This window comes from Streptomyces sp. NPDC001858 (genome assembly GCF_053594615.1).
On the sequence record NZ_JBSFEV010000022.1, the window covers coordinates 19,708 to 38,808 of the forward strand.

Genomic DNA, 19,101 nt, shown 5'->3' on the forward strand with positions numbered 1-19,101 from the left:
GCCATGGCCGACGTCAACGCCGATCTGCGCCTGGACGGCAGAACCGCCTGGGTGACCGGCGCGGGCAAGGGTCTCGGCCGGGCCGTCGCGGTCGCCCTGGCCCAGGCCGGGGCGGACGTGGCGGTGACCGCGCGGACGGCCGCCGACCTGGAGAGCCTGGAGGCCGAACTCGCCGGGTACGGCGGAAAGGTACTGGTGCTGCCCGGCTCCGTCGCCGACTCGGACGCGGTCCGCACGACGGTCGAGCGGATCACCGGGGCGACGGGTCGGCTGGACGCCGTCGTCAACTGCGCGGGCATCAGCCCGCACTTCACCCGCAGCGAGTTCGTCACCGACGAGGACTGGCGGCGGGTGCTGGACGTCAACCTCCAGGGCGCCTTCTACTGCTGCCGCGAGGCCGGCAAGGTCATGCTGGAGCAGGGCTCCGGCTCGATCGTCAACGTCTCGTCGGTGCACGCGTGCACCGGCTTCGAGCGGATCGCCGCCTACGCCGCCAGCAAGGGCGGGGTCGAGGCGCTCACCAAGGCGCTGGCCGTCGAGTGGGCGGACCGCGGTGTGCGCGTCAACGCCCTCGCGCCCGGCTACTTCCGGACGGACCTCAGCTCGGGCCTGCTGGACAGCAAGTGGGGCGCGCGGATCGTCCGGGGCACTCCCCTGGGCCGGGTGGGCAACGTCGAGGAACTGGGCGGCGCGGCGGTGTTCCTCGCCTCGGACGCCTCCCGGTTCGTCACAGGCACGACCCTCACCGTGGACGGGGGCTGGACGGCGTGGTGAAGGGGGCGTGACGAGGGGGCCGGAGCGGACGCTCCGGCCCCCGATCGCTTCGTCAGCCGACGAGGTTTCGGGTGTCCCGGCGTTCCGTCTTCGGGGTTCCGAAGAGCTCCTCCGTCACGGCCTTGACCGCGTTGACCACGAGCGGGGCCACGAGTTCCAGCGAGGAGCGGCCGTCTCCGACCACCGATATCGCCCCGACCGGTCCCTCCGGCCCGCGCAGCGCGAGGCCGACGCAGCCGAGGTCGGGGAAGCACTCCCCCCGGTCGATCGCCAGCCCGCCCCGGCGGCGTACCAGGCGCAGCTCGCGGTGCAGTTGGTCGAGCCGGCCGATGCTGTGCCGGGTGCGGCGCTCGATCGCCTGGGCGTAGCGCAGGTCGATCTCCTCCGGGCTCAGCCAGGCGAGCATGGCCTTGCCGAGCCCGGTGCAGTGCGCGACCGCGCGGCCGCCGACCCGTGACGGTATGTCCACCGCCGCGCGGCCTCCCACCTTGTCCAGGTAGTAGATCTCCGGCCCGTCCAGCACAGCCAGGTGGACGACCATCCTGGTGCGTACGGCCAGGTCCAGAAGGTGGGGAGCGGCGGCGGCCCGCAGTCCGCCGTGTCCGGTCTCCCGGCCTCCGAGGCCGAGCGCCCGGGGTCCCAGCGTGTATCCGGCCACGGTATGGCGCAGCCACTCCAGCCGGACCAGTTGGTCGAGTATCCGATGCGTGGTGGAGCGGGGCAGGTGGGTCCGGCGGGAGACCGTCTCGAGCGTCAGATGGGTCTGCGGACGTTCGAACAGGTCCATGATCAGCGTCACGCGCTCCATCATCGACGGAGGCAGCACCTGCCCGTCGACCTCGGAGGATCGCGAGCTCAGGCGAAGGGCAGACGTCATCGTCGGTGCCTCTCTGATCAAACTGAAATAAATTCTAGTTCAGCGCCGGCGTCAAAGTACCAATGGCGCGGGCCGCAGAGAAAGAGTCGTGCACCGATTTATTGGGACGCTCGGTCCATTCTTTACGGGACGTAAAAACGTACCCGCTCCCCGCGAAGATCTTCCCGGGGAGCGGGTACGTGCTCTCGGCGTCAGCCGTGGGTGAGGTCCAGGGCGATGTCCACGATCATGTCCTCCTGGCCGCCGACGAGGCCGCGTCGGCCGACCTCCTCCAGGATGGTGCGGGCGTCGAGGCCGTACTGCTCGGCGGCGGCCTCGGCATGGCGCAGGAAGCTGGAGTAGGCGCCGGCGTAGCCCAGGGTGAGCGTCTCCCGGTCGACGCGCACCGGCCGGTCCTGGAGCGGGCGGACCAGGTCCTCGGCGGCGTCCTGGAGGGCGTGCAGATCGCAGTCGTGCTTCCAGCCGTAGAGGTTGGCGACGGCGACGAACGGCTCGATCGGGCAGTTTCCCGCGCCCGCGCCCTGTCCGGCGAGGGACGCGTCGACCCGGGTCACCCCCTCCTCCACCGCGACCACGGAGTTCGCCACCGAGAGGGAGAGGTTCTCGTGCGCGTGGATGCCGATCTGGGTCTGCGCGTCGAGGACATCCCGGTAGGCGCGGATGCGGTCGCGCACGTCGTCCATGGTGAGCCGGCCCCCGGAGTCGGTGACGTACACGCAGTGCGCGCCGTAGGACTCCATCAGTTTGGCCTGGGCGGCGAGGGTCTCGGGCGCGGCCATGTGCGCCATCATCAGGAAGCCGGAGACGTCCATGCCGAGTTCGCGGGCCGTGGCGATGTGCTGGGCCGCGACGTCCGCCTCGGTGCAGTGGGTGGCGATGCGCACCGAGCGGACGCCGAGGGCGTAGGCCCGTTTGAGTTCGGCGATCGTGCCGATCCCCGGCAGGAGCAGGGAGGTGAGGACGGCGCGGTCGATGGCGTCCGCGGCCGCTTCGATCCACTCCCAGTCGGTGTTGCTGCCCGGCCCGTAGTTGAGGCTGCCGCCGGCCAGTCCGTCGCCGTGGGCGACCTCGATGGCGTCCACTCCGGCCCGGTCGAGGGCCGCGGAGATCCTGGCCACGAACTCGGGCGTGATCCGGTGCCGGATGGCGTGCATCCCGTCCCGGAGCGTGACGTCCTGCATGTAGAGCCTGCGGGTGGCGGTCACTTGGTCACCTCGGTGGTCGGTCGCCCGGCGATGCGCTCGGCGATGCGCTCGGCGACGCGCAGGGCGGCCGAGGTCATGATGTCGAGGTTGCCGGCGTAGGCGGGCAGGTAGTGCGCGGCGCCCTCCACCTCCAGGAAGACGGAGACCTTGGTGGCCGGCCGCACGGAGGCGCCGTCCGCGAGGAGGGTGTGGACCGGGTCGCCGGCGGGCACCGCGGTGAACTGGACCTCCTGCTTGAGCCGGTAGCCGGGCACGTACTCGGCGACCGCGGCCACCATCTCCGTCACGGAGGTCCGGATCGCGTCGTGATCCGCCTCGCCGATCAGGCAGTACACCGTGTCCCGCATGATCAGCGGCGGTTCGGCCGGATTCAGGACGATGATCGCCTTGCCCCGGCGGGCGCCGCCCACCTTCTCGATGGCGCCGGACGTGGTCTCGGTGAACTCGTCGATGTTGGCCCGGGTGCCGGGTCCGGCGGACCGGGAGGCGATCGAGGCGACGATCTCGGCGTAGGGCACGGGGGTGACGCGGCTGACCGCGTGGACGATGGGGATGGTGGCCTGGCCGCCGCAGGTCACCATGTTGAGGTTGTCGACAGCGTTGTCGGTGGCGTCGAGGTGCTCGTCCAGGTTCACCGTCGGCACCACGTACGGTCCGAGCGCCGCCGGGGTGAGGTCGACGAGGCGCTTGCCGTACGCGGCGAGCTTCTTGGCGTTCTCGACGTGGGCCTTCGCGGACGTGGCGTCGAAGACGATCTCGATGTCGTCGAAGCCGTCCATGCGGATCAGACCGTCGACGCCCTCGTGGGTGGTGGGGACCTTGAGGCGCGCGGCGCGTGCCAGGCCGTCCGAGTCCGGGTCGATGCCCGCCATCGCGGCCATCTCCAGGGTCTCGGACAGGCGCAGGACCTTGATCATGAGGTCGGTGCCGATGTTGCCGGAGCCGATTACGGCCACCTTGGTCTTCGTCATCCTTGTCGTTCCTCGGGTGAGAAGGTCGCGGTCACCGCACCCAGGCCCGACAGCTCGGCCCGGACGGTGCTGCCTGGCGGGGTGGGGACGAGCGGGCCGAGGGCGCCGGAGAGGACGACCTGTCCGGCGCGCAGCGGATCGCCGAACTCCCGGGCCGTGCGCGCCAGCCACAGCAGCGCGGCGAGCGGGTCGCCCAGGCAGGCCGCGCCGTCGCCCTCGGAGGCGAGCTCGCCGTCGGCGTACAGCCGCATCGTCACGTCCCGGGGGGTGAACTCCCCCAGGGCGACCCGCTGTCGGCCGAGGACGAACAGGCCGCTGGAGGCGTTGTCGGCGACCGTGTCCGTGATCGCGATGTCCCAGTCCGCGACCCGGCTGTCCACGATCTCCAACGCGGCCACCGCGTGTCCGACGGCCGACCGGACCCGTTCGACGTCGAGATCGTCGTCGTCGAGATCGGCAGCGAGCACGAACGCGATCTCCGCCTCCACCCTGGGCTGGAGCAGCCGGTCGCTGGGCACGGCCGGCAGGCCGGTGACGTCCATGTCGTCCAGCAGCACCCCGAAGTCGGGCCGGTCGACGCCCACTTGACGCTGCACCGCCGCGGACGTCAGCCCGATCTTGCGCCCGACGACGCGTGCTCCGGCGGCGATCCGGTCGCCGACGACGCGTCGCTGGACGGCGTACGCGAGGCTGATGTCGCTCGCGCCGAGCAGGTCCCGTACGGGCGCGCAGGGCCGGTGGTCATGGGCGGCGCGGGCGAGTCGTGCGGCCGCGGCGGACACGGCGGTCTCACGGTTCGCGACGGCCGTCGGTTCCCAAACGTCTGTCATTGCCATCCTCAACTCGTGTCGGCTCTCAGCCTGGCCGCCGTGCCGGACGGCAGCTCAGAGCGTTCCGCTCACCGGGACTCGGCGACCGGGCGCCGGGAGTTGTGCGGGTCTCGCTGAGCGAGATGGCACAGCTGCAGGGCCGCTCGGTCTCGTTACCGTCGTCCGCGAACTGCGGTGGGTGGCGAGAGGCCGCGGCCGGCGGGACCGTGGGACGTCCCGACCGGCCGGTCACGGCCGTGTGCGGCGCCCGTGACCGCGCGGGGCCGCCCTTCTCGACTTCATGCGATGCGACGCGACGCGGCGCGGACCGGGACCGGTGCGCGTCGCGTTCAGATGTACCGCCACGGTCTCTCCGGCGCGCCCCGCTGCACGTCGGCACTCATGAGGAGGTTCGGATGAGCATCAACGAGGATGCCTACGACGTGATCGTCGTGGGGTCGGGCGGAGGTCTGGTCGGGGCGTATGCGGCGGCATCGCGGGGCTTGCGCACGCTCGTCGTCGAGAAGACCGACCGGGTGGGGGGCACGACCGCCTACTCCGGCGCCGGACTCTGGTTTCCGGGCTCCGCGCCGCTGCGGCGGGCCGGGGCGGACGACGGTGTCGAAGGCGCCCGGGCCTATCTGCGCGCTCTCGTGGACGACCCTTCTCGGGAGTCCCTCCAGGACGCCTATCTGCGGGCCGGCGCGCGGCTGATCGACGAGCTGGAGCGGAACGAGTGGTTCGGGTCGTTCGTGTACGGCCCCGTGCCGGAGTACTACGCGGCGGCCCCCGGCTCCTCCCCGGCCGGACACACCGTCTTCCCGCAGGAGATTCCCGTGGCCGAGCTGGGAGAGCACGCCCCACTGGTGCGCGAACCCCTGTCGATGGAGCGATGGGGCGTGGACCAGGGTCCGGTGTTCAACGGCGGCCGTGCGCTGATCGGCAGGGCGTTGGCGGCGTTCCTGGAGACCGGCAACGGAACGCTCCGGCTCGACACCGCGCTGGAGAGCCTCGTCGTGGAGGACGGCCGGGTCGTCGGCGTGGTGGCGGTGAGCGACGGCGAACGGGTCACGTTCCGCGCCGAGCGGGGTGTGATCCTGGCGGCCGGCGGCTTCGAGCGCAACCGCGAGCTCCGGGAGAAGCACCTGCCGATCGCGCGCGCCGGCGAGTGGACCCACGGCGCCCCCGGCAACACCGGCGACGCGCTCCAGGCCGGTGTCGCGATCGGCGCCGCCACCGAACTGCTCGACGAGGCCTGGTACGTGCCGGGTCTCGTGTGGCCGGACGGTCTCCCGGTCTTCCACACGGGCACCCGGGGCGGGATCTGGGTCAACGCGGCGGGCGAACGCTTCGTCAACGAGACACGGCCCTACGACCAGGCCGGGCGCGAGATCGTGCGGCTTCACACGACCACGGGCGTCTCGCACATCCCCGCCCACTGGATATTCGACCAGCGGCAGCTCGACCGGGACAGCTTCGGCGGCCCGGCCGACCAGCCGGTCCGCCCCGAGTGGTTCGCCTCGGGCGCGCTCAGGAAGGCCGACACCCTGGAGGAACTGGCGAAGCTGATCGACGTCCCGTTCGAGGCCCTGCGCGAGACGATCGAGGAGTTCAACGGCTACGCGCACACCGGGGTCGACGAGAAGTTCCATCGCGGCGAGACGCCCTGGGACCGGATGGCTCACCATGTGCTGGGCTTCCCCGCCCTGCCCGAGCTGAGCTTCCCGGCGCCGCCCACGCCCGACTGGCCGAACCCGCTGCTGCTGCCGATCGACACCCCGCCGTACTACGTCGCGACCATCCTTCCGTCCGACATCGGCACCAAGGGCGGTCTGAAGACCGACGACCACGCGCGGGTGCTGCGGCCCGACGGCCGCCCGATCGCCGGACTGTACGCGAGCGGCAACACCGCGGCGGCGATGTCGGGACGCGTGTACCCGGGCGCGGGAACCCCGATCGGTTCCAGCCTCGCCTTCTCCTACCTCGCGGTACTGGACATCGTGGGGGCGACGGACATCGCGGGGGCCGCGGCTACGGACATCGCGGGGGCCGCGGGCTGACGTCATGGCTGTGCCCGGGACACGAGCAGGGGTCCCGGGCACACCGCTGCGGCGGCCTCCCGGGGTTCGGTGTCCAGAGTGAGCTGCACGAGGACGTGGTGCGGGCCGTCCGGCGGCGCGCCCGCCGGGACACTCGGCCGGGCGCAGGAATTCCGGACCCTCATTTCAGGCATTGAGGCTCTTCCGTCCATGGGCGTTACGCGGCAGCAGCCAGTACTTGTGGGAGCGAGAGCCACATCAGGGCGTGTTCGACGGGTTCCACGCCGCGGCAATTACGTATACTCTTCTGCGTTACGGCCACTCTCCCTTCTGTCGGCAGACCGACTCCGTTCGCGCAGCTTCGCAAGTGAGCCGCCCCCCAGCACGAGCCCCAACCGTCGACGCCTCGTGGCACGCGATGGCCGTGTCCTGCGCAGGCGGGATCCAAGCGAACTCGACAAGGAGGCGGTCAGAGTGCACCGACCGATGCACGTCGAGCGGAGTGACGGGACGACGAACCCCTTACCGATCCGAACGATCGGGTGACCCACTCCGTGGGACCGCGTCACCCACACCGCCGGTCGTGAGGTTCTCGCCCCATCGGTCGGCACGGTCTGCCGCAGCGCCTGGCCCATGTGCCCTTCGGATTCCGTTCGCGGCTCTCTCTTCACTTTCTCAGACGGCAGCGTGGCCGTGACTCCCGCTGCGCAGCCGATCGCTGATCGCAGCGAGTGCCCGGCGCTCGCCGACATCTTGGGAAGCACACATGATCGAGTCGGTCAGACAAGTCCTCTCCTCGCGCCGGTCACGCGCATCGGTCGCCCTCACCGCCACCGCGGTCCTGCTGGCTGGATGCGGAGGCGGTGGTGACGTCGCCGCCACCGCCGGCACGGCGATACCGACGGCGCTGGCGAGCGCGTTCGCGGGCAAGGAAGCCACCGGCGAGCCGGTCAGGATCGGCCTGATCACCAATGAGGGCGGTGCCAACACCAGCCAGCCCGAGAACAGGGAGGCCGCCGAGGCGGCCCGGAAGTACGCCAATGACCACCTCGGCGGGATCGCGGGCAGGCCGATCGAGTTCGTGATCTGCAAGACGAAGGAGGAGCCGGCGACGGCACGGGACTGCGCGAACCAGATGGTCGAGCAGAAGGTCGACGCGGTGGTCCTGACCAGCAGCGGTCTGGGTGACTCCATGGTGCCGATCGTGACCCAGGCCGGCATTCCCTGGGCAACCGCTGTCGGCGCCAGCAACGCTGAGGCCACCAGCGCCGACTCCTTCTCCTGGACGGGCGGTTTCCCGGCGAACATGACGGCGATGGCCGCGTACTCGAAGGAGAAGGGGTACAAGAAGGTCGCCGCGTTCGTGATCGACGTGCCGGCCGCGGTGAGCGGTATGGAGGCCATCGGCAAGCCGTTCTTCGCCAAGGCCGGCATCGACCTGCAGCTCGTGACGATAGCGGCCGGTACGCCGGACGCGTCGCCTCAGGTCAGTGCGGCGCTGGCGAAGAAACCCGATGCCGTCGCCGTCATCGGCGAGTCGACCGTGTGCACCTCCGTGCTCCAGGCGCTGGGCACGCTCGGCGGCGACACCCCGCGGGAGCTCGTGCAGTCCTGTGTGGCCCCGGAGGTCGTCGACGCCGTGGGCGCGGGCTTGGACGGCGCTCAGGTGTTCAGCGGGTTCGACTCGGCCAGTGACCACATGGAGGCCCAGCTCTATCGCCAGGTGATGAAGCGGTACAGCCCTGACACACCGACCCAGGGTTACGCGGCGGTCGGATACCAAGGCGTGCTCGGTCTGGTGCGTGCGCTGCACGGCCTGACCGGCGAGGTCACGCCGAAGACGATCGCCGCCGCTCTGCGCTCCGCCAAGGACGTCGTGCTGCCCGTGGGCCACGGATCCACCTTCACCTGTGACTCCTCGGCGGTACCGGGGATGAAGTCGGCCTGTTCGGCGAAGGTGATCAGCGGCACGATGTCCGGCGGCAAGCTGGACGAGGTCCGGGTCATCGATCCCAGTCCGTTGTTCGCGCGGTAGTCGGAACAGCCGGAAGGAACGGTCTCGCCGATGAGCCAGTACATCGTGTTTCTGTTGCTGGGAGTGGGGAGCGGGGCGGTGTTCGGCGCGCTGGCGCTGGCGCTGGTACTGACCTACCGCAGTTCCGGGGTGGTCAACTTCGCCACCGGGGCGATCGCGCTGTACAGCGCGTACACGTACGCGTTTCTGCGCCGGGGTGAGTTGCTGGTGCCGATACCGGGCCTGCCGACCACGGTCGGGCTCGGCGGGCCGCTGGGGCTCGTCCCGGCGATGACGGTCTCGCTGGTGCTCGCCGCGCTGTTGGGAGCGCTGCTGTACGGGCTGGTCTTCCGGCAGTTGCGGTCCGCGCCGCCCGTCGCGAAGGCCGTCGCCTCGATCGGGGTGATGCTGGTGATCCAGGCGGTGCTCGCCGCGCGGGTGGGTACCGCACAGGTCTCGGTCAAGGCCATTCTGCCCAACGACCCGGTGGACTGGGGTGGGTCGCGCATCCCCGGCGACCGGCTGTGGTTCGCGGCGGTCGTCGTGGTGCTCACCGTCGCCCTGGCGCTGGTGTTCCGGCTGACCCGGTTCGGCCTGGCGGCCAGGGCGGCGGCGGAATCGGAGAAGGGCGCTCTGGTCAGCGGGATGTCGCCGGAGCGGATCGCGGTGGCGAACTGGGCGTTGAGCTCCGCCATCGCCGGTCTGTCCGGCATCCTGATCGCGCCCATCGTGCCCCTGGTCCCGGTCTCCTACACGCTGTTCATCGTGCCGGCCCTCGCGGCGGCGCTGGTGGGCAACTTCACCGCGGTGATCCCGGCCGTGGGAGCCGGACTGGTCATCGGCATGCTGCAGTCCGAACTCCAGTTCCTGCAAGGCAAGTGGTCGTGGCTGCCTCAGGCCGGTCTGGCGCAACTGGTGCCGCTGGCCGTCATCCTGGCCTACCTCGTGGTCCGCGGGCGGCCACTGCCCACCCGCGGCTCGTTGATCCAGCAGGCGCTGGGCCGCGCACCGCGGCCCGACCGCATCCTGGTCCCGGCTCTCGTGAGTACGGCCCTGGCCGTCGTCGTCCTTCTCGCCACCCGCGGCAGCATCCGCGCCGCGGTGATCACCTCCCTGACCCTGGCGGTGGTCTCGCTGTCGCTGGTGGTCGTCACCGGGTTCGCAGGCCAGATCTCGCTGGCGCAGCTGACCCTGGCGGGGGTCGGCGCGTTCAGCCTCAGCAAGCTGAGCGTGGCGTGGGGGGTCCCCTTCCCGCTCGCCCCGTTGCTGGCGGCCTCGGCCGCGATGGTGATCGGTGTGGTGATCGGGCTTCCCGCCCTGCGGATCCGGGGTCTGCCGGCGGCGGTGGTCACGGTCGCGCTGGCGGTGGCTCTGGAGGCCTTCTGGTTCCGCAACACCGAACTCAACGGCGGCCTGGACGGCTCGAAGGTCCCCGCGCCGCGCCTGTTCGGGATCGACCTCGGCATCGGCGCCGGAGAGGACTATCCGCGCATCCCGTTCGCGTTGCTGTGTCTGGCGGTGCTGTTGCTGGTCGGCCTGGGAGTGGCGTGGCTGCGCCGCAGTCGGCTGGGTGCGGCGATGCTGGCCGTGCGGGCCAACGAGCGGTCGGCCGCCGCGGCCGGGATCGACGTCGCCCGGACGAAGATCGTCGCCTTCGCGATCGGAGCGTTCGTCGCCGGGCTCGGGGGTGCTCTGGTGGGCTACCAGCAGACCGTCGCCGACGCCGAGATGTTCACCGCGATCGGCGGTCTGGGGTTGTTCGCCACGGCGTATCTGGCGGGCATCACCGCCCTGTCCGGCGGGCTGGTGGCCGGGGTGATGGGTGCCGGAGGCCTGCTGCCCATTCTGCTGGACAGGGCGTTGTCGATGGGCGAGTGGTACGGCGTCATCATGGGCATCGGCATGGTGCTCACCGTGATCACCAACCCGGAAGGCATCGTCGGCCCGGTGCACGAGCTGATGGACAGGCTGCGCAGCAGACGCCGACCCGCCGTCGTCGACGACCGGGATGCCGAGACGCTGACCGGGACAGGGCCGTCCGTCCGCCCGCCGGTTCCCGAACCGGGCGAGGTGGTGCTCTCGCTGCGCGACATCGGGGTGCGCTACGGCGGCGTGACGGCGGTGGATTCGGTGTCTTTCGACGTCCGGTCAGGCGAGATCGTCGGTGTGATCGGCCCGAACGGGGCCGGGAAGACCACCCTGCTCGACGCGATCAGCGGATACCACCGCAGCACGGGGACGGTCGAGTTCGACGGTCGCCCGATCTCGTCGCTGAAGCCGCATCAGCGGTGCCGGGCGGGCATCGGACGCACCTTCCAGGGCATCGAACTCTACGAGGACCTCAGCGTGGAGGAGAACGTGCTGGTCGGGGAGGCCGCGGCCCGGCACGGCGGTGACCACGTCGGCACCCTGGAGGGACCGGAGCTGCGCGACCGGCTGTTCGAGACGCTGCACCTGAGCCGGTTCCGGAACCAGCCGGCGCGTGAACTGTCCCAGGGCAGACGGCAGTTGGTGTCGATCGCGCGCGCCCTGGCCGGGCGTCCCCGGATGCTGCTCCTCGACGAGCCCGCGGCCGGCCTGGACAGCTCCGAGAGCCGGTGGCTGGGCGATCGGCTGCGTGCCGTCCGCGGCGCGGGAATGACGGTCCTGCTGATCGACCACGACATGGGGTTGGTGCTCGACGTCTGCGACCGGATCGTCGTGCTGGACCTCGGGAAGGTGATCGCGGACGGAACTCCCGCCGAGATCAAGGCGGATCCGCGGGTCGCCACCGCCTACCTCGGTGCGGCCGGGGTCGATTCGGAGCGGGTGCGCGGGGAGGTCGTCCAGTGACCGGTCGGGAACTTCTGGACTGCGAAGGTGTCGACGCGGGCTACACCAAGGGGCGGCCCGTGGTGCGGGCGCTCGATCTGAAGCTGTTCCCCGGCCAGGTCACCGCCTTGCTGGGGCCCAACGGCGCCGGGAAGACGACCCTGTTGCTCACGCTGGCGGGCCTGCTGCCGCGCCTGGGCGGGACGGTCACCCTCGACGGCCGGCCGATCCGCAGCGGGCGGGCCCGTGAGGTCGCCCGGAGGGGGCTGGTCCTGGTCCCCGACGACCGGTCGCTGTTCACCCAGCTGACCGTTCGGGACAACCTGACGCTCGCCCGTCGACGACACGGCAGCACCGTGGACCAGGTGCTCGACTTCTTTCCGGCGCTGGCGAAGCGGCTGAAGACGGCGGCCGGGATGCTCTCCGGCGGGGAACAGCAGATGCTGGCCCTGGGCCGGGCCATGATCCAGGACCCGCGCGTGCTGCTCATCGACGAGCTCAGCATGGGGCTGGCGCCGGTGATCGTCGAGGAGCTGCTGCCGGTCGTCCGGCGGATCGCCGCGGACTCCGGCACGGCGGTCGTGCTCGTCGAACAGCATGTGCGGCCGGCCCTGGAGACGGCGGACCACGCGGTGGTCCTGGTGCACGGCGAAACGGTGCTGAGCGGACCGGCGGCCAGACTCGCGGCGGACCCCGGGCTGCTGGAGCGGGCCTACCTCGGCGAGCAGGCACCCGAGCCCGTGCCGTGACCGACCTTCCAGGATCTCCACAATGAGGATACTCATCAGGTGGCTCGGGTACGGAGGGATCGCTGGAGGAATCGCGACACGGAAACGGAACGAAGCTCTCGGGCTCCGGAGGCCGCAGCCGGGCCCGCACCGCCTATCTGCACACCGACTACCGGTCGGTGACTCCGATCGGAGTCGAACTCGACGTCCACGGGTGGTTCGTGAGCGAGGAGGGCAGGAAGCGGGTTCTGCGGGCCGAGATCCGCCACGGCGGAGTGCTCTGCGCCGAGGCGGAGGGGCTGTTCATCGTCCTCAAGCCCGGTCAGCCCTGACCGCCGGCCGACCGTAAAAGGTAATGCTCACATCTCAGAAAGTCTTGACGGTCGGCCCCGTCGGCGAAGTAGCCGGGCCTGCCGGAGGTGACCCTGGTGCCCGCCGTCGTCGAACTGCCGGACGCGCCTGGGGCGAGGCTCGTCACCAATGTCATCGACGTCGAACCCGAGAACGTACGGATCGGGCTGGAGTTGACCGTCGACTTCCATCCGATCACCGATGGCTGGCTGTTGCCCGTGTTCCGCGTGGCGGCCGACGCCGAGTAGGAGTGAGGCATGGGCGACGACCACGAGAGCGCGCTGGAGGAGAAGCCGCTCGAATTCCTGGCGAGCGTGGCGAACAGCGGAGGTTCCTGTGACGGCCAGGCCATCGTTCCCGACGGCGACCGTTACCGGTGCTGGTGCTCCTGCGGGGAGTGGAACGTCGAGGCAGCGACGCCGAAGGAGGGGGTGCGACTTGCCCGGCTCCACACCGGCAACGTCGCGGTCTGAGCGGGGACGGCAGAACCTCGCCACCGAGTACGCGGGCGAGAGCATCAGGGTCAACACCATCCACCCCACCGGTGTGGTGTCGGGCATGACGCAGAACGCGGCCATGGAGGAACTCCACGCGCAGGCCGCGCGGGGCGAGAAGAACCCGCTGAGTGAGATGAAGAACGCCCTCCCGATCGACATCCTCCAGGCTGAGGACATCGCCAACGCCGTCGCCTGGTTGGTGTCCGATCAGGCCGCTTTCGTCACCGGTATCCAACTCCCGCTCGACGCAGGGTTCAGCGTCCGTTGACAGCGCAGGCCTGGCGCCGCTGGACGCCGGAGGCACGGCGTGACGTCCTGACGCGTTTCGCCGACCTGCTGGACGAACACCGTCAGGAGCTCGTCGACCTCCAGGCGCTCGACGGCGGCATCCCGACCCACTTCGGCCTGCGGATCGTCGACAACTCGATCGGCTGGACGCGCTACTACGCCGGGTGGGCCGACAAACTGTCCGGCGAACTGCTCTCGACGCTCGACACCCGCGGATACCTCTCTTACACCGCGCCCGAGCCGTACGGCGTCGTCGGCGTCATCGTCACCTGGAACGGCCCCGTCGTCTCGCTGGGGATGAAGGTCGTCCCGGCGCTGGCCGCGGGCAACTGCGTCGTCGTCAAGCCATCGGAGTTCACCCCCTTCGCGCCGTACCTGTACGGCCGGTTGCTGCGGGAGGCAGGCGTGCCGGACGGCGTCTGCAGCATCCTCAGCGGCGGCGCGGAGGCCGGGGAGGCACTGGTGCGCCATCCCAAGGTGGAGAAGGTGAGCTTCACCGGCGGACCCGTCGCGGCGCGCAGCATCATGCACGCCTGCGCCGAACAGCTCAAGCCCGCCGTGCTCGAACTCGGCGGGAAGACGGGCAGCCTCGTCTTTCCCGACGCGGGCGACCTGGATGCGGTGGCGAGCCGTGCCGTACGGGACAGCATCGGGATCCTGGCAGGCCAGGGCTGTGTGCTGCCGACCCGGCTGATCGTGCACTCGGACGTCTACGACGCGGTGGTCGAACGTGTCACCGCGGTCGCCGCGACGTACCGGATGGGCGATCCGTTCGATCCCGCGGTCAAGGTGGGGCCGCTCATCAACGAGGCCGCCGTCGAGCGGGTCTGCGGGATGCTCGACCGCGCCAGGCAGGACAAGGCCGGCCGGATCGTGCTCGGCGGCAACCGGGCCGGTGGTGACCTCGCCGACAAGAACTTCGTCGAGCCCACGGTCATCGTCGACGTCGACCCGGACCACGAGATCGCGCAGACGGAGATCTTCGGCCCCGTGCTGCTGATCTTCAGGTTCTCGACCGAGGACGAGGCGGTCGCCCTCGCCAACAACACGGAGTACGGCCTCGGCGCCAACGTCCAGTCGACGAACCTCACCCGCGTCCACCGGATCGCGGAACGTCTGAAGTCCGGTGGCGTCTATGTCAACGGGGCGCGGCAGAACCTCCCGCACACGCCCTTCGGCGGCCTCGGGGTCAGCGGCTACGGCAAGGAGGGCGGCCGAGCCGGCATCGACGAGTTCCTGCGCTACAAAACCGTGTCGATCATCGAGCCGCAGTAACGGCTCGTGACGAGCTGCTTGCCGGCGAGTTCGGCGTCGTACGCCTCCAGAGCAACCGCATGATCCCGCCCGGGGTGCAGGACACGAAGCCCGTCAGCGCGAAGCACATCGCGGCGAAGGAATGCGCCGCCACAGGTGCGCTACACGGTCAGGCAGGTACCGATCTGCTGTTCCTGCGGCTGCGGCAGCCCCATGAATCGACGGTTTGCCCACTTCCTGCCGCGCTCAACAGCCCGGCGATGTCGCAGGCCGACCAGCCCGGGGTCCTGCTGTCGGATGCCATCGCGGGATCACTGCCAGGAACCTTGCCCGCAGTGAGTTCGGCGGGAAGACTGGCACCATGGGCTTACGTGCCGAACAGTTGCGCCTCTCAGGTTTGACCACTCTTCAAGCCGAGTCCCTGACCCGGTCGATCGGCTCGGACTCCACGGTTCAGATCCGATCCGCCGACGGGGAATTGAAAGCGGAACAGCATGGCGATCAATCTCTCGTCGAGGCCCTGATCCAAATTGGGCCGCCTGCTGTCGCGGCCATCTCGGTGTGGCTGGCGAAGAATCGAAATAGGCTCAGCCATCACACGTCCCTCCACATAAAGCACCCGGACGGTACAGAGATCGAGTACAAGGTGTCCACCCTGAAAAAAAGCTCCAGTGGTACGGGTGTTGAGCTTCCCCCCGAGATAACCGGCCTTTTGTGACCTCTCGAAGCTGGGTCGACGCCATTACCAATGAGTCCATGCTCGCAGGTCTGGACGCCGGGGAGTACCGCGCATGGTTGCATGATCGCTCTGTTACGGCGAATCCGGTTGTACCCGTGTTTCTTCACGAGTTCACCCACCACTGGTGTTTCGATTCTCTGGTCGGCACGACCTTGGCGGGGCTGTACATGGGGGCACGTGAGCGCGCGTTCCTTGGCGACCTGAGCCGCCGCGAAGTTGCCTCTGCGGTAGCCGACGACCTCATCCGCTACTGGGCGGCCAGCTACTTGCTGCGACCCTTGTCGGAGGGGATCGCGCTATTCGCTGAATATGACTTCCGTCCTGGCAAGGCGAAAACCATGTCTCCGCTCTACCAGGCTGTTCTTGCATGCTTTGGCATCCCTAGCCGGAATCAGGGAGAGCACAGCGAAATCGTTGCGGATACGCTGCAACTTGCCCGACGGGTACCACATTTCTGCGATCGCAAGGCAGACCTACTGGCGAAGCCTGCACAGCCGGATGACGGCTACCTCCTCGGCTATCTTGCTGTTAAAGCACTCTGGAACAACGCGCGTGGTCGATGCGAGCTACTGGAGGACGCAGAGCTCTTCCTTAGTTTTCTGCGCTCCTGGTTCTATCTGGACGCCGGTTTGGTGAATGCCGTGTTGGACCCGGCGGTGCACGGGGTGGATGTCGCCAATGCGATCGCCGACCGCGTTCGCCAACGAATCAATACCTTCCTCACATGTGACCTGAACCGGACGGTCCATGAGTGGCGAGCCGGAGACAGGAAAGGCGGTTACGGAATGTACGCCGGCCTACACATCAGCAATAATGATCTGGACCGGGCAAATGCCCTCCTGCAGCGGGTTCTGGACGAACACCTTGATCACGTTCCCAACCTGTCCGGGGATCAGATCTCCGAGGCCGTGAAGGCGCTCCGCATAAACACCCTCTACGATCGCAGCACATTTTCTGTGTGCGAGTCGGAGACGCAAAGCATCCTCTTCTCTTCCGGCGAGATGGTGCTGAGCATTTGGGACACAAGAGCCGGCGAGGCGTCCGAGGTGGCCAACTGGGGAGACTGCTCCCCGGAGATCAAAGCTCGTCTTCGTGCGCACGCTCAATTCACCAAGGTCCGCCGCTCCATCGGAAGTATGCTGGAGTCGTCCTTCCAAAAAGCAATCAGGCGGCCGGCTTTCGATATCTGGCGCTGGCACCTCCAAGAAAGCGGCCGCTCTGTTATAGCCGAGATCTGGGAGCAGACAGCAACTATTCATCTATCGGAAGAAATTCGCGCTCTCGTGATACCGTGCCTCCGCCAGCGGGGTATCCTCACACTCCTCAAAGGAGACGTCGATAATCTCACAGCTATTGCCGCCATCGGAATAGCCAACACCTTCAGTATGCGTAGATCCGATGTTCACTTCCTCGCAAGCGCGCTCGGCTTGGAGCACGAACAGGTCGAACTCGCGGAACGCGAGGCCCATTCCGTCCACGGCATGCCTATTCTTCTGAGACAGGGCGACTTCCTCATCGCACTTGTGTAGCTCAGCCTCGGTTCCGCTGTTCATCAGGCGATTCCGTGGCCGGGCGCGGTGCGGCGTCACCGTGCCCGGGGGATCGCTTCGCAGCGGCGGACCGTGCTCAGGAGGTCTCCGGGCGGGTCAGGAACGCCAGTACCGTGCTCTCCCAGGCCTCCTTCTGCTCGATCATCGCCCAGTGCCCGCAGTCGGGCAGCACATGCAACTCGGCCCGGGGAATCGTGCGCAGGGGCAGCAGGGCGTTCTCCAGCGGTGTGACCCGGTCGTCGCGGCCCCAGGTCAGCAGCGTGGGTGCGGCGACCTTGTGCAGCGCGGCCCAGACGGGCTGGTCGGAGTGGGCCTGGGCGGCCAAGATCGCGGCCATCGCCTGCCGGCCGTAGATCCGGCGGGACGCTTCCAGCGTCCGAGGCTCGGTGGCGCTCGCCCACCGCTCCTCGACCAGTTCCTCGGTGAGCAGGGCCGGATCGTGGACCATCGCGCGCAGCCATTGCACAAGGTTGTCCCGAGTGGGGTTCTCGGCGAACTCCATCAGCAGGTTCAGCCCTTCGCTGGGCGCCGGGGAGAGGATGTTGCGGCCGACTCCGCCGATGGTCACGACCCTGCGGAACAGATCTTTGTGGGCGACCGCGAGCCCGACCGCGACGAACCCGCCCATGGAGTTCCCGATGACGTCGACCCGGTCGAGCCCGAGGCCGTCGAGGAAGCGCAGGACGGCCTTCGGGCCGGCCGCCATGGGGTTCTCGGCCGTCGGATCGCTCACCCCGAAGCCGGGGAACTCCAGGACCAGGCAGCGGAAGTGCTCGGCGAGAACGGGCAGGTTGCTCCGGTAGTTGCGCCAGCCGGTGACGCCCGGCCCCGACCCGTGCAGCAGGAGCAGCGGGGGTCCGTCGCCCGCCTCGTGGTAGCGCAACGTGCCGTCGTCGGTGGGGAGTTCGCGCAGGGTGTCCTCGTAGCTGAGTGTCATGACGGTCACCGTCGCACCCGCGCGGGGCTCGTCGCCGTACGTCTCCCGATCAGTGGGACGGTCCCGGCGGCGGGCGGTCCCGGCTGTCTACCGTCGCGGACGTACCGATACCACCGATTGTGAGGGGAGGGCCTGATGGGTGTTCGCTCACTCGGGTACCTGCGTCTGGAGTCCAACGACCTCGACAAGTGGAAGACGTTCGGAGTCGACTTCCTCGGTCTGATGCCCGTCGAGGGCGGCGACTCGGAGTCGCTGTCGTTCCGGATGGACGACCTTCCGGCCCGGATCGTGGTCTCCGCGGGCGCGCAGCCCGGGATGACGGCCCTGGGCTTCGAGGTCCTCGACGAGCGGGAGCTGGCGCGGCTGGTCGCGGACGTCGAGAAGGCCGGCATCAAGGTGACGGCCGGCACCGAGGCCGAGGCGGCGGAGCGGAAGGTCACGGGCTTCGTCAAGTTCAACGACCCGGGCGGCAACCCGGTCGAGCTGTTCTACGGCGCCGTCCTGGACCATGTGCCCGTGCACACCCCGCTGGTGTCGAAGTTCGTCACCGGCGACATGGGCTTCGGACACGCCATCATCTCCGCCGAGGACGCGCGCGGCACGTTCGACTTCTATGTCAACGTCCTCGGTTTCATCGAGCGCAACACGATGCGCTCGCCCGGCGGCACGACCTGGTTCATGGGCTGCAACCCGCGCCACCACACCCTCGGTGTCACACCGATGCCGGGTCCCGGGCGGCTGCTGCACTTCATGGTCGAGGGCGCGACCCTGGACGACGTGGGGCGGGCCCTGGACCGGGCCGCCAAGTACGAGGTGCCGATGATGCACTCGCTCGGTAAGCACACCAACGACCACATGGTGTCGTTCTACGTCTGGTCGCCGGAGAACTACGCCGTCGAGTTCGGCTGGAACGGCCTGAAGGTCCCGGAGCCGGTGCCCGTCTACGAGATCACGGACGGCGCGTTCTGGGGCCACCACTTCACGCCACCGCCTCAGCCGGCCGGCTGAGTGGGCGAGCGGGGGAACGACTGAGCCCCACGGTTTCGGACCGTGGGGCTCAGTCGTGTCATTCGACGGTGATCGCCCGTTCCGGGCAGGCCGACTCCCCGTCATGGGCCGCCTGTTCGCGACCTTCCGGGACCTCCCCGGCGAAGGGCAGCGCATAGCCGTCGTCGTCGAGGCGGAAGAGCCCCGGCGCCGCCGCGGCGCACCGGGCGTGCCCGGAGCACGAGGACGTGTCGATGGTGATCTTCATAC

20 protein-coding genes and 1 pseudogene are annotated in these 19,101 nt (G+C 69.3%); 14 read left to right on the top strand and 7 right to left on the bottom strand.

The window, feature by feature from the left end; translation table 11 throughout:
* Positions 1-3: 3 nt before the first annotated feature.
* The gene (locus ACWCPF_RS27300) at positions 4-774 is read left to right on the top strand and encodes an SDR family NAD(P)-dependent oxidoreductase (protein ID WP_451047738.1); all 771 of its coding nucleotides are present in this window, start codon (positions 4-6) and stop codon (positions 772-774) included.
* A gap of 52 nt (positions 775-826) precedes the next feature.
* Here the strand turns inward: ACWCPF_RS27300 and ACWCPF_RS27305 are convergent, their stop codons facing one another.
* The 4 genes from ACWCPF_RS27305 to ACWCPF_RS27320 all read right to left on the bottom strand — a co-directional run bounded on the left by ACWCPF_RS27305 (position 827) and on the right by ACWCPF_RS27320 (position 4,657).
* Positions 827-1,651 carry an IclR family transcriptional regulator gene (locus ACWCPF_RS27305; protein WP_451047739.1) on the bottom strand — a complete coding sequence of 275 codons (825 nt, stop codon included), beginning with the start codon at positions 1,649-1,651 and terminating at the stop codon, positions 827-829.
* Positions 1,652-1,842: 191 nt separating this feature from the next.
* Positions 1,843-2,856 (bottom strand): 4-hydroxy-2-oxovalerate aldolase, encoded by a 1,014-nt coding sequence (dmpG, locus tag ACWCPF_RS27310; RefSeq protein WP_451047740.1) that lies wholly within the window; start codon positions 2,854-2,856, stop codon positions 1,843-1,845.
* On the bottom strand, positions 2,853-3,827 hold the full coding sequence (locus ACWCPF_RS27315) for an acetaldehyde dehydrogenase (acetylating) (protein WP_451047741.1): 975 nt from the start codon (positions 3,825-3,827) through the stop codon (positions 2,853-2,855). Before ACWCPF_RS27315 ends, dmpG begins: the two co-directional genes overlap by 4 nt.
* On the bottom strand, positions 3,824-4,657 hold the full coding sequence (locus ACWCPF_RS27320; RefSeq protein WP_451047742.1) for a 2-keto-4-pentenoate hydratase: 834 nt from the start codon (positions 4,655-4,657) through the stop codon (positions 3,824-3,826). Before ACWCPF_RS27320 ends, ACWCPF_RS27315 begins: the two co-directional genes overlap by 4 nt.
* 395 nt (positions 4,658-5,052) lie before the next feature.
* Here ACWCPF_RS27320 and ACWCPF_RS27325 point away from each other — a divergent pair, with 395 nt between their 5' ends.
* The 9 genes from ACWCPF_RS27325 to ACWCPF_RS27365 all read left to right on the top strand — a co-directional run bounded on the left by ACWCPF_RS27325 (position 5,053) and on the right by ACWCPF_RS27365 (position 14,639).
* Positions 5,053-6,696, top strand: a complete 1,644-nt coding sequence (locus ACWCPF_RS27325) for an FAD-dependent oxidoreductase (protein WP_451047743.1) — start codon at positions 5,053-5,055, stop codon at positions 6,694-6,696.
* 745 nt (positions 6,697-7,441) lie between these two features.
* Positions 7,442-8,710: an ABC transporter substrate-binding protein gene (locus tag ACWCPF_RS27330; RefSeq protein ID WP_451047744.1), complete on the top strand. Its 1,269-nt coding sequence runs from the start codon at positions 7,442-7,444 to the stop codon at positions 8,708-8,710.
* Positions 8,711-8,740: 30 nt separating this feature from the next.
* The gene (locus ACWCPF_RS27335; protein WP_451047745.1) at positions 8,741-11,521 is read left to right on the top strand and encodes an ABC transporter permease subunit; all 2,781 of its coding nucleotides are present in this window, start codon (positions 8,741-8,743) and stop codon (positions 11,519-11,521) included.
* Complete coding sequence (locus ACWCPF_RS27340) at positions 11,518-12,249, top strand: ABC transporter ATP-binding protein (protein ID WP_451047746.1); 732 nt, start codon at positions 11,518-11,520, stop codon at positions 12,247-12,249. Before ACWCPF_RS27335 ends, ACWCPF_RS27340 begins: the two co-directional genes overlap by 4 nt.
* A gap of 158 nt (positions 12,250-12,407) precedes the next feature.
* Positions 12,408-12,560 (top strand): hypothetical protein, encoded by a 153-nt coding sequence (locus ACWCPF_RS27345; RefSeq protein ID WP_451047747.1) that lies wholly within the window; start codon positions 12,408-12,410, stop codon positions 12,558-12,560.
* A gap of 96 nt (positions 12,561-12,656) precedes the next feature.
* Positions 12,657-12,827, top strand: a complete 171-nt coding sequence (locus ACWCPF_RS27350) for a hypothetical protein (protein ID WP_451047748.1) — start codon at positions 12,657-12,659, stop codon at positions 12,825-12,827.
* Positions 12,828-12,836: 9 nt separating this feature from the next.
* Entirely contained in the window at positions 12,837-13,052 is a 216-nt protein-coding gene (locus tag ACWCPF_RS27355) for a hypothetical protein (RefSeq protein ID WP_451047749.1), read from the top strand.
* The gene (locus tag ACWCPF_RS27360) at positions 13,018-13,344 is read left to right on the top strand and encodes an SDR family oxidoreductase (protein ID WP_451047750.1); all 327 of its coding nucleotides are present in this window, start codon (positions 13,018-13,020) and stop codon (positions 13,342-13,344) included. Before ACWCPF_RS27355 ends, ACWCPF_RS27360 begins: the two co-directional genes overlap by 35 nt.
* Positions 13,341-14,639, top strand: coding sequence for an aldehyde dehydrogenase family protein (locus ACWCPF_RS27365; protein WP_451047751.1), 1,299 nt, complete (start codon positions 13,341-13,343; stop codon positions 14,637-14,639). Before ACWCPF_RS27360 ends, ACWCPF_RS27365 begins: the two co-directional genes overlap by 4 nt.
* An 8-nt stretch (positions 14,640-14,647) precedes the next feature.
* Here the strand turns inward: ACWCPF_RS27365 and ACWCPF_RS27370 are convergent.
* Positions 14,648-14,772, bottom strand: a pseudogene (locus ACWCPF_RS27370) (bifunctional 5,10-methylene-tetrahydrofolate dehydrogenase/5,10-methylene-tetrahydrofolate cyclohydrolase); the annotation flags it as partial.
* On the opposite strand from ACWCPF_RS27370, the gene ACWCPF_RS27375 reads away from it, so the two are divergent.
* The 3 genes from ACWCPF_RS27375 to ACWCPF_RS27385 are packed head-to-tail and all read left to right on the top strand — an operon-like array spanning position 14,714 to position 16,886.
* Positions 14,714-15,019 (top strand): hypothetical protein, encoded by a 306-nt coding sequence (locus ACWCPF_RS27375; RefSeq protein WP_451047866.1) that lies wholly within the window; start codon positions 14,714-14,716, stop codon positions 15,017-15,019. The pseudogene ACWCPF_RS27370 and the gene ACWCPF_RS27375 sit on opposite strands and share 59 nt — an antisense overlap.
* Positions 14,980-15,336 carry a hypothetical protein gene (locus ACWCPF_RS27380; protein ID WP_451047752.1) on the top strand — a complete coding sequence of 119 codons (357 nt, stop codon included), beginning with the start codon at positions 14,980-14,982 and terminating at the stop codon, positions 15,334-15,336. Before ACWCPF_RS27375 ends, ACWCPF_RS27380 begins: the two co-directional genes overlap by 40 nt.
* A 38-nt stretch (positions 15,337-15,374) precedes the next feature.
* On the top strand, positions 15,375-16,886 hold the full coding sequence (locus ACWCPF_RS27385; RefSeq protein ID WP_451047753.1) for a hypothetical protein: 1,512 nt from the start codon (positions 15,375-15,377) through the stop codon (positions 16,884-16,886).
* Positions 16,887-16,983: 97 nt separating this feature from the next.
* Here ACWCPF_RS27385 and ACWCPF_RS27390 read toward each other — a convergent pair whose 3' ends face one another.
* Entirely contained in the window at positions 16,984-17,844 is an 861-nt protein-coding gene (locus ACWCPF_RS27390) for an alpha/beta fold hydrolase (protein WP_451047754.1), read from the bottom strand.
* A 135-nt stretch (positions 17,845-17,979) separates the two neighbouring features.
* Between ACWCPF_RS27390 and ACWCPF_RS27395 the strand changes: the two genes are divergently transcribed.
* Positions 17,980-18,852, top strand: coding sequence for a VOC family protein (locus ACWCPF_RS27395; protein ID WP_451047755.1), 873 nt, complete (start codon positions 17,980-17,982; stop codon positions 18,850-18,852).
* A 58-nt stretch (positions 18,853-18,910) separates the two neighbouring features.
* Here ACWCPF_RS27395 and ACWCPF_RS27400 read toward each other — a convergent pair whose 3' ends face one another.
* On the bottom strand, positions 18,911-19,099 hold the full coding sequence (locus tag ACWCPF_RS27400) for a ferredoxin (RefSeq protein ID WP_451047756.1): 189 nt from the start codon (positions 19,097-19,099) through the stop codon (positions 18,911-18,913).
* Positions 19,100-19,101: the final 2 nt, after the last annotated feature.